The sequence below is a fragment of the Paracoccus sp. MKU1 genome (assembly GCF_001447385.1).
Taxonomy (GTDB): Bacteria; Pseudomonadota; Alphaproteobacteria; order Rhodobacterales; family Rhodobacteraceae; genus Paracoccus.
The window spans coordinates 148,118-157,521 of the sequence record NZ_LLWQ01000154.1 but is presented as its reverse complement, the minus strand read 5'-3'; the positions used below and the strand labels follow the sequence as shown (position 1 = coordinate 157,521).

Below are 9,404 nucleotides of genomic sequence, written 5' to 3'. Positions count from 1 at the left end.
AGCCCCGGGTGATCCGGGTGCCGAACCGCCTGGTCAAGTCGCAGACCGCCGCCCGTCCCAAGGCCGACCCGGCGAACGAGGGCCATCTCGGCGCGCCGATGCCCGGCGTCGTCGCCTCGGTCGCGGTCACGCAAGGCCAGAAGGTCAACCCCGGCGACCTGCTGCTGACCATCGAGGCCATGAAGATGGAAACCGCCATCCATGCCGACCGCAAGGGCGTCATCAAGGCGCTGCATGTCCGGCCGGGAGAGCAGATCGACGCAAAAGACCTCATGATCGAGATGGAGTGAGGCGAGCGGATGAAAAAGGGCCCTGCCGCGGAAGCGGCGGGGCCGGTCGGGCAAGCTCCGGATCATGCCTTTCGCCGGCATGGCGCGGCCTGCTCGCTGACTAATGGGAGAGCGGTAAGTCCCATGCGTCTCCATGCCGGGTGCCGGGCTCGCCGGATTGCATGGCGGGTTGGAAGCCCCGATCTGGCGGCCGAGCTCGAACGGGGCCTCCCAGTCGAACAGGCCAGCAACGCGTTATCATTCGCAAAGCACGCCAGACGTGATCCTGGCCGCGTCCGATCCGACCTATAAGAGCTCCTTCTTCTCGAACCTCTCTATCGGCGGCTGCGGAATCTCGAAAACGTGCGAGATCCATGGCAACCATTCTTTTCGACATATAGCCCCAACCGCGCTCGCCGCATCCTGACATGGATCGTGAACAGGCCCCCGCGAAACAAGAAGCCTGAACGGGATGGCGGAAATCACCCTGACAGAGACCGGGATGGCCACAACTCCACCGAACGCTTCTGAAATCCATGATTGTGCGGAACCTAAAAAGCTCGCCGGCAAGAAGAAACCGTGCTCCGCCACGGCCTTGAACTGTACTTTGCGGCAGTCGCGCGGCGGATCTGCTTGACTTCACCCTGACCCACAATCAAGTCTATTGGGAGACTCCATGAATGGAAAGGGAGGCAGTCTTAACAATATCAATCCCTTGCCGATCACCAAGCAACCGTGCTCTTTTCTGAAACAGGCATGCAGAGATCGAATGATTAACCGTATAATCAGTGGCGTCTCTCGCGCGGCAAGGGAGAAACTGACCAGGCGAAAGCGGTGGATGGCAACGCAGCACCTGCATGGCCCAAAATCCGTGGAGCTTTCAGATACGGAGGTCATGGTAACGTTACTTGCCCACAATGCCTCTTGGTTCATCCGAAAGTTCATCGAGCATCATCTTGCCCTTGGCGCACGACACATCCTTGTAATCGACAACGGATCCACCGATACGACCATAGATATTTGCAGAGATTATGATCGCGTGACGGTCCTGCGGAACAATTTGCCGGCAAAGCTGCATGAAAGCGAGTTTCGCTCTGCGTTTTCGCAAAAGGTCGCAAGAGGCGGGTGGATTCTCTTTGCCGATTCCGACGAGTTGATCGAGCTCCCCACCAACAGACTGAGCCGCTTACTGCAATATTGCAATGACCGGGGTTATACCTGCGTCCTTGGGCAGATGCTGGATTATTTTTCAGATCGTCCTTATGGTGAACTGCGACATCTGGATTATGAAGATTCCATCGATGCGCTTGATCTCTATTCTCTCAGGAATATGGAGACCATCCCCTATTTCGATCGAGATGCAATCAGCTTCAGCTGGTTCTTGGGCCGCAACATATGCCTGCATCCGGAAATCAACTTCCGACGCGGCGGTGTCAGAGCCGAGCTTTTCGGAGAGAACCCCTTTCTTTCGAAGCATTCTCTTGTACGAAACTTGCCCGGCATAACGCCGATGTCGCATCCTCATTGCGCATCGAACGTCACGCTGGCTGACACTATGCTGCTCGTTCGGCATTACAAGCTGGCCGGGGATTGGGTAACGCGCGACCGGGCGGCGGTCAAAGAGGCCAGATGGGATCACGGAGAGGACAGCCGACGGCTTTCCGCCTTGGGCGACGAAAACGCAATGCGGTTAAATCCTCTGGAGCCTCGTCCATGGCGCGGGATCGACGCTCTGCGACACGAAGGTTTCCTGTTTTCTTCGGCAGAATTTCTTGCCGCCATGCAGGACGACCTGCGGAAAACCAAGTGAGCAATATAGCGGCCGACATGGATCGAAGGAAGTAAAACGTTGAAAATCCTGCTTTTCCAGATATATGGGAATCAGCGCGCCTATCATCTGGAGCTGACCTACAGCATTCTTTCTGCCATGCGCTTCCTGCGGAGCGACCCCGCCGGAATCCGTGTTGTCCTGGCTGCGGATGCGGAAAACCATCGGCCCGATCTCCCCGTAGATCACCTGCCGATCTTGCCGGATACACTGCTGGAATGGCAAATGAACGGCCGCTACAAGCACGCCATCCAAGCCTATGCCCTGCACCATGCCGTTCGGCATTTCAATGCGCCGACGATCCTGATCGATAGCGATACGGTTTTCCACTCCCATCCGAAGCAATTATTCGAGCGGATCGGACCGGGGAAAACCCTGATGCACGCCCGGGAAGGGATATTGCAGGACAGCCCGGAATGGCCCGAATGGGAAAATCTGATCCGCAGCACAGATGGAGTACTGGCCGGTTGGCCGGTCAGTCGAAATACGACCATGCACAATGCCGGCGTTCTGGGCCTGCATCCGCAGGACGCCCCGCTCATGGAGGGCGTGAAGGCCGTGATGCAGGAGATCCGCGCGCAAAGCTCGGTGTTCACCGCGGTTCAGCTGGCCGCGTCCGTGGTTTTTGGGACGGAAACGGAACTGTCGAACTGCGACGATCTGGTGGAGCATTATTGGAACGGACCCAGGGCCTATTATCACCATCAGATGAAGCACATGTTTCCCGACGTCCTGCAAGGCGGCGGGGTCGGGGGAATGGACGTTCCGCTTATGCCGCTGGAAAAGGATCCGCCTTCCCCGCTGCCGAATCGGATTGCCGCGCGGATCAAGCGGATGCGGCGTAACGGCGATAGCGAATATGCTTATGCCTATCTGGCCTATCTCAATGCGCTTTCATTGCGAGACAAGGATTTGGACATGGCCAATGTATGGGCGGTGACGGCTTTGGACATGCTGTGCTGGGGCGTCTCGCATCAGCACCGGGAAACCGCTGCGGATTTCGCGCTTTTCGTTCCGGCCAGTCTGGATAGACAAAACTGGATGCAGCCTGCCTTGCGCAAACGCTGGCATGACTACTGGACGGTGTGGAATTCTGCCGGTGGTGCTGAGATATCCGGCTGAAACACGGCCGGGATGGAACGACACAGCGACCAATCTCCCGGCGTCGCGACTCGGATTTCGCCCGGCCCTCGGTCATTTCCGACCAATCAAGGCAGCACCTTACTCGAAGATCGGCTGTTTTCCCGCCACATCGGAGGGCGGAAAAAAGACCGATCCCGACCTGATAATCACCATGGCGCCAACGCAGTCGATCGAAGCCACGGTCGAGAACAGCGCCGAAATATGCCCATAATATGCCCATCCCGAGAACCCGGAGCCGATCAGGACCGGGCGCGCCCAGGACCGGGCGCGCCGCAAGTTGGCCTGGCTCGCCAAGGGCTCAAGCCGCCGCCCCCGCTCCCGCGCCCCGGAAGCGCGGCTAGACCCTTTCGCCATTCGCCCGGTCAAAGCGTGACTGGGCGGCATGGATTTCGTCGATATTCGTCATCGCCCATTCCGCCAGGGCACAGACCGGCTTGCGCAGCGACTGGCCAAGCGCGGTCAGCTCGTAGTCCACGCGAGGCGGGATGCTGGGCGTCACCGTGCGCGACACCAGCCCGTCGCGCTCCAGCCCGCGCAGGGTCAGCGTCAGCATGCGCTGGGAGATGCTGGGAATTTCGCGGCGCAATTCGTTGAACCGCTTCGGCCCCTCCGCCAGGACCGAGACGATCAGCAGGCTCCATTTGTCGCCGATCCGTTGCAGGACGGCGGTGAAGGCCCGGCAGCCGAAACTGTTCGGATCATGCATGTGGTTTCTCCGGTTCCCTTGCTGTGCCCAGGTCACAGCCATGTAACTGCGGCACAGGATTGTGCCTTCTTGCAGAGGTCTTGCCGATGGTTACTTAAGCAACCTCAGTATAGATTCCATACTCAGGAGACAAGAGTGACCATCCTGCATATCGACAGCAGCATCACCGGCGACAACAGCGTCAGCCGCATCGTCAGCCAGGCGATCATCGACCGGCTCGCCGAGGCGCAGCCCGGCATTCCCGTCATTCGCCGCGATCTTGCCAGCGCCCCCCTGCCGCATCTGACACTGGATGCGCTGGCCGATACCTCGGTGCTGGACGAGTTCCTGGCCGCCGACACGGTGGTGATCGGCGCGCCAATGTATAACTTCACCCTGCCGAGCCAGCTCAAGGCGTGGATCGACCGCATCGTCGTCGCCGGCAAGACCTTCCGCTATACCGCCGAGGGGCCGGAGGGGCTGGCCAAGGGCAAGCGCGTGATCGTCGCCCTGGCGCGCGGCGGTTTCTACAGCGACGATGCCAGGGTGGCGCTGGAGCATCTGGAGAGCTATCTGCGCTCGGTCTTTGCCTTCATCGGCATCGAGGCCGAATTCGTGATGGCCGATGGCGTGAGCATCGGCCCCGATGAGCGCCAGGCCGCCATCGACCAGGCGCTTGGCCAGACCCAGCAGCTTGCCGCATGAACGCCGCGCCGCCTGCCCTTCACGACAGGCGGCGTATCGCCGGCCAGTAATCGGCCAGCCACAGCAGGAACGCCGCCGCCCACAGCACCGCCGCGACCAGATGCAGCGGGCCGGGCGGCCATGGCATCAGCCCCATCTCGGGCAGGGCGCGCAGCAGCACCGCCGCGCCGGCCAGCACGAAAGCGGTCCGGGTCTGCCAGTTCAGGCCCAGCCCCTGCCCGGTATGGAACCGCCCCGCGATCGCCAGAACCGCCAGAACCCCCAGGCCAAGCCCGCCCATCAGCGCCAGATGCAGCGGGCCGGCCTCGGCCCAAGGCGCACCGAGCGCCGCGGCGCCCAGACCCAGCAGCCCCACCCCGGCAAAGCCTGCCGCCGCCATCAGCACCATGATCTCGGCGCGAAACGCCTCGGGACCGACAAAGCCTTCGGCCATGCGGTCCATGAAGGCGGCCCCGGCGGCGATCCACAGAAAGCCCGTGACCGCCGGCGACAGGCCCGCGACCTGCCCGACAAGCGCCAGCGCCACCAGCCCGGCCGACAGGTTCAGCCGCCCCGGATGCGGCCGGAAGGGCGAGGTGCTTTCGCTGGGGTCCAGCACGATATTCGTGACCGGCACGGTGATGCGCGCCAGCGCAAGGGCAAGCAGGCCCAGAAACACCAGCCCCGCGATGCGCAACCATTCCGCCGCCGCCTCGGCCTGCCCCGCCAGCATCGCCATGCGCGCCATCAGCCCAGCCAGCGTCAGCGCGAACAGCCAGCCCGCAAAGCTGAGCAGCCGCATCGTGCGCTGTTCCAGCGAGACCTTCAGAAAATAGGCCAGCAGCAGCACCAGCCAGGCCAGATCCGCCAGCATCGCCGGCAGGATCAGCGCGTCCGCGCCCAGAAGCCCCGCGATCCGCGCCGCTGTCCAAAGCGCGGCAAGCCACCACAGCGGCCGCCCGCGCAGGCGCGGCGTGTCGGTCCATTCCGGCGCGGCGGTGGTCAGAAAGCCCAGCAGCGCCGCGCCCCAGGCGCCGAAGATCATCTCGTTCGCATGCCAGATGCCGGCCGGGATCTGGCGCGCAAGGGGCAGGTCGAAGGACCAGAGCGCCACCCAAAACAGCGGCCACAGCGCCGCATGCAGCGCCGCCAGCGGAAAGAACAGCCGAAAGCCCTCGTCGGACAGCACGCGATGCAGGGGAGGCGTCATGGGCGCAGCCGTTCGTCGATGTCGTGGATATGCGCAAACAGCGGGTCGGCGGTCAGGTAGTGCTGGCGCAGGGCAAAGATCGCCGCCTCGTCGCGGGTGCCGGGGCTGCCGGCGGGCAGGCGCTCGCCCGCGATGCCGCGCCCGCCCGCGTCCAGCACCAGGATGCGGTGGCTGATGCGGATCGCCTCCAGCAGGTCATGGGTGATGAACAGCGCGGCGAAGCGCGCCGAGGCGGCGGCCTCGATCACCAGATCCTGCATCCGCCGCTTCAGCGCCACGTCCAGCGCGGTGAAGGGTTCGTCGAAATAGATGAAATCCGGGTCGGTGACCAGGGCACGGGCGATGGCGGCGCGCTGGCGCATGCCACCCGAAAGCTCGGAGGGGTATTTCCCCAGATCCTCGGGCAGCAGGCCGGCGCGCAGGGCGGCATCGGCGATCATCCGGCGCCGCATGCGGCGCGGGGCGCGCGACAGGCGCAGCGGAAAGCCGATATTGCCGGCCGCCGTCGCCCAGGGCATCAGCCGCGGCTCCTGGAACACCATCGCGTGGCGCAGGTAGCGGCGGGCGATGCGCCCCTCGCGCGGCTCGACCAGCCCGGCGGCGATATGCGCGAGCGTGGACTTGCCCGAGCCGGACGGCCCGACCAGCGCCACGATCTCCTGCCGGGCGACGCCCAGCGTGATGCCCTCCAGCACGGTGCGGCCGAAAAAGGCGTGGCCGATGCGATTCAGTTCCAGCAGGCTCATCGCTTGACGCCCCAGGGCGCGGCGGCCTCGCGCCAGCGCTCCAACTCGGCCCGGACCGGACGGATCAGGATGTATTCGACCGCGATCAGCGCGGCGACGGCCAGGCTGACCCAGGCCAGCGCCTCGGCGATGTCCAGCATGGCCCGCGCCCGCGCGAGCGCGCCGCCGATGCCGCCGGCATTGGCCAGCAGTTCCGCCATGATCGCGACCTTGAAGGCCGAGCCGAGCGCCAGGATCAGCGCCGGGAACAGCTGCGCCGAAATCTGCCGGGCCGAGACGAACCGGAAGCGCCGCAGCGGCCCGGCGCCAAAGACCCGCGCCATGTCGTCCAGGCCGCGGTCGCGCGTCACCACCCCCTCGACCGCGCCGACAAAGACCACCGGCGTAGCCGAGATCAGGATCGTCACCGCCACGGTCAGGTCCGAGGGGCCGAACCAGATCATCGCCAGCACGATCCAGGCGATGGGCGGCACGCCCAGAAGCAGGGTCAGGACCGGCCGCGACAGCCGCAGCGTGGCCGGGGAATAGCCCGCCGCCACCCCGGCCAGCGTGCCGATCAGCGCACAAAGCCCGAACCCGGCCAGCGCCCGGGCGGTGGTCAGCGCCAGCAGTTCCTGCGCCCTGCCCTCGCGCAGAAGTCGGGCCGCGGCGGCCAGCGTGTCCAGCGGTGCGGTCAGGATGAAATCGCCATAGGCCTCGTGCCCGGCCTGCCACAGCGCGCCGATCAGCGCCAGGCCCGCCAGCCCCGCCCAGGCCGACCACAGGAACCGGCCCAGCCGCGCCAGCCGGTCGAGACAGGCCGAAAACAGGCTCACAGCAGATAGAACCCGTCGTCGGGCAGCTTGCCGCCGATGATCGCGGCATCGGTCTCGGCCATCAGCGACAGGATCGCCTCGACGGCCGGCCGCGCCTCGCCGGCCGGGCGCACCGCCAGCCGGGAATGCGGCACCGACAGCGCCAGGATGGGAGCGGGCATGTCCAAGGGGCCGGCGGCTTCGGTCCCGGCCCGCACCGGATCGGCCAGCACCTCGTCATTCGCCCGCGCCAGCGCGGCCTGCAACGGCTCCAGCAGTTCCGCGCCCTCGGCCATGAAGGCATCGGTCGCGGCCAGCCCGGCCTGCGGCAGCACCGGGCCGACATCGCCCTGTCTGCCCCATTCCTCTTGCAGGTCGATCACCCGCGCGAAGGATTTGCGCGCCGCCCGGCCGCGCATGATCGCGACGCTGGAGGCCGGTTCGCTGAGCAGCGCCGCCTCGATCTGGCCGGCCAGCAGCATCTGCGCGGCCTCGATGGGGCTGCCGACGGGCACCAGCCGCACCTTGTCGGCGATGCCCTGCCGCGCCAGCAGCGCGCGCAGCACGAAATCGGGCGTATCGTTGACGAAGGGCACGGCCAGCCGCCGGCCCTCCAGCGCGGCGAGATCCGCAACCGTGCCGGTTTCCGCCACGATGAACAGCAGCCCGTCGGTCATGGTATTGACCAGCCGCAGCCCCATGCCGCGGTTATAGAGGTTCGCCGCGACCTGCACCGGCACCACCGACAGGTCGATGGTCCCCGAGGTCAGCCCGGCGCGCAACTCGTCCGGGGAGCGCCAGACGGCCAGCGACACCTCGGCCGACAGGTCCTTGAGTGCGCCGCTGGCCACGGCATGGGCCAGGGTGATGCTGGGCCCGGCGGGCGGGCCGAACAGCGCCAGCCGGGCAAGCGGCGCCGCGCGCAGGATGCGGGGCGCCGCCAGCGTGGCGGCCAGGGCGCCCGCCCCGGCAAGAAGGGCGCGGCGCGAGGGATTGCGAAGAATAAGGGACATGGCTGCCCTCCTGGCAGGCGAAAGGTAGGACGGGGTCGCTGGCGGAGGGCTGGCGTGAAACTCGGTGAACTCTTGCGCCGGGCGGGCCGGCCTGTCCTTGATTTAGGTCAGGCCGGCGCCGGGGAATCCCCCGGCCGGGCGCAGAACTCGACGAAAAACCGTACCGGGCCCGCGGCCGCGACCTCGTGCAGCCGCCCGGGATGGATCAACGGATGGATGCCCGGCCCCAGCAACAATTCGGCGCCATCCACCAGGTCGCGAAAGACCGGCCTGCCCTCCAGCACATGCAGCCGCGCCCAGGTGCCGTGCCGGGTCGAATGGGCGCGCAGCAGGCCCTTGGGCACCGTGGCCTCGGTGAAATCCGGCGTGCGCCGATAGGGCGCGGCGTCGGCGGGCCAGGCGGGCAAGCTCATGGCGCAGGCCAGTCATAGAGATGGATCAACTTGGGATCGTCGGCCGCCGCCAGCATCCGCCGCACCCGGTCCTGGAACAGCGCCGCGAAGCGGGCCTGTCCGGCCGGGTCGGCCCGCCCCGCGACCGCGCGCGGCATCAGATCGGCCATGGCGGGATCGTGGGGAACATGGCCGGTGTCGATGTCTACGACCACCCCCGCGCCATTGTCGCGCCGACGCAGCCCCATGACGCCGTCGATCGGCGCCTCGAAGCGCAAAAGCCCGCGGCGCGCGAACAGATGGCCCGAGCCGATGCCGTGAAAGCCGCCCTCGGCCGCGGCACCCGTGACCAGCGTCGCGACCGAGGCGGTGACGCCGGTCGTGCCCTGCGCAACCCCGTCGCGCATCTGAACCTCGATCCCGCCGCGCTCGGGCAGGTCGTCGCCGTAAAGCCATTCCAGCCCGGCCCGGACCATCAGCCAGGCCCCGGCGACCACCGGGCAGGAATGGCCGCAAAGCCGCACGGCATCGGCATAGCGATAGGTCATCGCCCCGCCCTCGGCCGAGCCCAGGAAACCCGCCAGGGGATCGCGGACCCGGATCGCCGGCGCATCGTCGAAGAAGGCGGGAAAACTCATGG

11 protein-coding genes are annotated in these 9,404 nt (G+C 66.0%); 4 read left to right on the top strand and 7 right to left on the bottom strand.

The features are described from left to right. The 3 genes from AQY21_RS11340 to AQY21_RS11330 form a co-directional block, all read left to right on the top strand. On the top strand, positions 1 to 290 hold a 290-nt coding region (locus AQY21_RS11340), incomplete at its 5' end, for a biotin/lipoyl-containing protein (RefSeq protein WP_152988199.1). An 817-nt stretch (positions 291 to 1,107) separates the two neighbouring features. Further along, complete coding sequence (locus AQY21_RS27805) at positions 1,108 to 2,079, top strand: glycosyltransferase family 2 protein (RefSeq protein ID WP_161905997.1); 972 nt, start codon at positions 1,108 to 1,110, stop codon at positions 2,077 to 2,079. Between the two features lie 39 nt (positions 2,080 to 2,118). Then, positions 2,119 to 3,219, top strand: coding sequence for a hypothetical protein (locus AQY21_RS11330; RefSeq protein ID WP_058097766.1), 1,101 nt, complete (start codon positions 2,119 to 2,121; stop codon positions 3,217 to 3,219). A 358-nt stretch (positions 3,220 to 3,577) separates the two neighbouring features. Here AQY21_RS11330 and AQY21_RS11320 read toward each other — a convergent pair whose 3' ends face one another. Then, positions 3,578 to 3,946, bottom strand: a complete 369-nt coding sequence (locus AQY21_RS11320; protein WP_058097764.1) for a helix-turn-helix domain-containing protein — start codon at positions 3,944 to 3,946, stop codon at positions 3,578 to 3,580. A 135-nt stretch (positions 3,947 to 4,081) separates the two neighbouring features. On the opposite strand from AQY21_RS11320, the gene AQY21_RS11315 reads away from it, so the two are divergent. Next, entirely contained in the window at positions 4,082 to 4,630 is a 549-nt protein-coding gene (locus AQY21_RS11315) for an FMN-dependent NADH-azoreductase (RefSeq protein ID WP_058097763.1), read from the top strand. Positions 4,631 to 4,649: 19 nt separating this feature from the next. Here AQY21_RS11315 and AQY21_RS11310 read toward each other — a convergent pair whose 3' ends face one another. From AQY21_RS11310 to AQY21_RS11285, 6 genes are all read right to left on the bottom strand, one after another. Then, positions 4,650 to 5,819, bottom strand: a complete 1,170-nt coding sequence (locus AQY21_RS11310; RefSeq protein ID WP_058097762.1) for an NnrS family protein — start codon at positions 5,817 to 5,819, stop codon at positions 4,650 to 4,652. Beyond that, the gene (locus tag AQY21_RS11305; RefSeq protein WP_058097761.1) at positions 5,816 to 6,565 is read right to left on the bottom strand and encodes an ABC transporter ATP-binding protein; all 750 of its coding nucleotides are present in this window, start codon (positions 6,563 to 6,565) and stop codon (positions 5,816 to 5,818) included. Before AQY21_RS11305 ends, AQY21_RS11310 begins: the two co-directional genes overlap by 4 nt. Then, positions 6,562 to 7,380 carry an ABC transporter permease gene (locus tag AQY21_RS11300; protein WP_058097760.1) on the bottom strand — a complete coding sequence of 273 codons (819 nt, stop codon included), beginning with the start codon at positions 7,378 to 7,380 and terminating at the stop codon, positions 6,562 to 6,564. The genes AQY21_RS11305 and AQY21_RS11300 overlap by 4 nt, the downstream gene beginning before the upstream one ends. Further along, on the bottom strand, positions 7,377 to 8,372 hold the full coding sequence (locus AQY21_RS11295) for an ABC transporter substrate-binding protein (protein WP_058097759.1): 996 nt from the start codon (positions 8,370 to 8,372) through the stop codon (positions 7,377 to 7,379). Before AQY21_RS11295 ends, AQY21_RS11300 begins: the two co-directional genes overlap by 4 nt. A gap of 107 nt (positions 8,373 to 8,479) precedes the next feature. Further along, positions 8,480 to 8,785 carry a DUF1971 domain-containing protein gene (locus tag AQY21_RS11290; protein ID WP_058097758.1) on the bottom strand — a complete coding sequence of 102 codons (306 nt, stop codon included), beginning with the start codon at positions 8,783 to 8,785 and terminating at the stop codon, positions 8,480 to 8,482. Then, on the bottom strand, positions 8,782 to 9,402 hold the full coding sequence (locus AQY21_RS11285) for a hypothetical protein (RefSeq protein ID WP_058097757.1): 621 nt from the start codon (positions 9,400 to 9,402) through the stop codon (positions 8,782 to 8,784). The genes AQY21_RS11290 and AQY21_RS11285 overlap by 4 nt, the downstream gene beginning before the upstream one ends. Between the last annotated feature and the right edge of the window lie 2 nt (positions 9,403 to 9,404).

Excerpts from the sequence above, each read along its gene's own strand:
- AQY21_RS27805 (WP_161905997.1), top strand. The coding sequence starts at position 1,108 with ATGGCAACGCAGCACCTGCATGGCCCAAAATCCGTGGAGCTTTCAGAT.
- AQY21_RS11320 (WP_058097764.1), bottom strand. The coding sequence starts at position 3,946 with ATGCATGATCCGAACAGTTTCGGCTGCCGGGCCTTCACCGCCGTCCTG.
- AQY21_RS11310 (WP_058097762.1), bottom strand. The coding sequence starts at position 5,819 with ATGACGCCTCCCCTGCATCGCGTGCTGTCCGACGAGGGCTTTCGGCTG.
- AQY21_RS11305 (WP_058097761.1), bottom strand. The coding sequence starts at position 6,565 with ATGAGCCTGCTGGAACTGAATCGCATCGGCCACGCCTTTTTCGGCCGC.
- AQY21_RS11295 (WP_058097759.1), bottom strand. The coding sequence starts at position 8,372 with ATGTCCCTTATTCTTCGCAATCCCTCGCGCCGCGCCCTTCTTGCCGGG.
- AQY21_RS11290 (WP_058097758.1), bottom strand. The coding sequence starts at position 8,785 with ATGAGCTTGCCCGCCTGGCCCGCCGACGCCGCGCCCTATCGGCGCACG.
- AQY21_RS11285 (WP_058097757.1), bottom strand. The coding sequence starts at position 9,402 with ATGAGTTTTCCCGCCTTCTTCGACGATGCGCCGGCGATCCGGGTCCGC.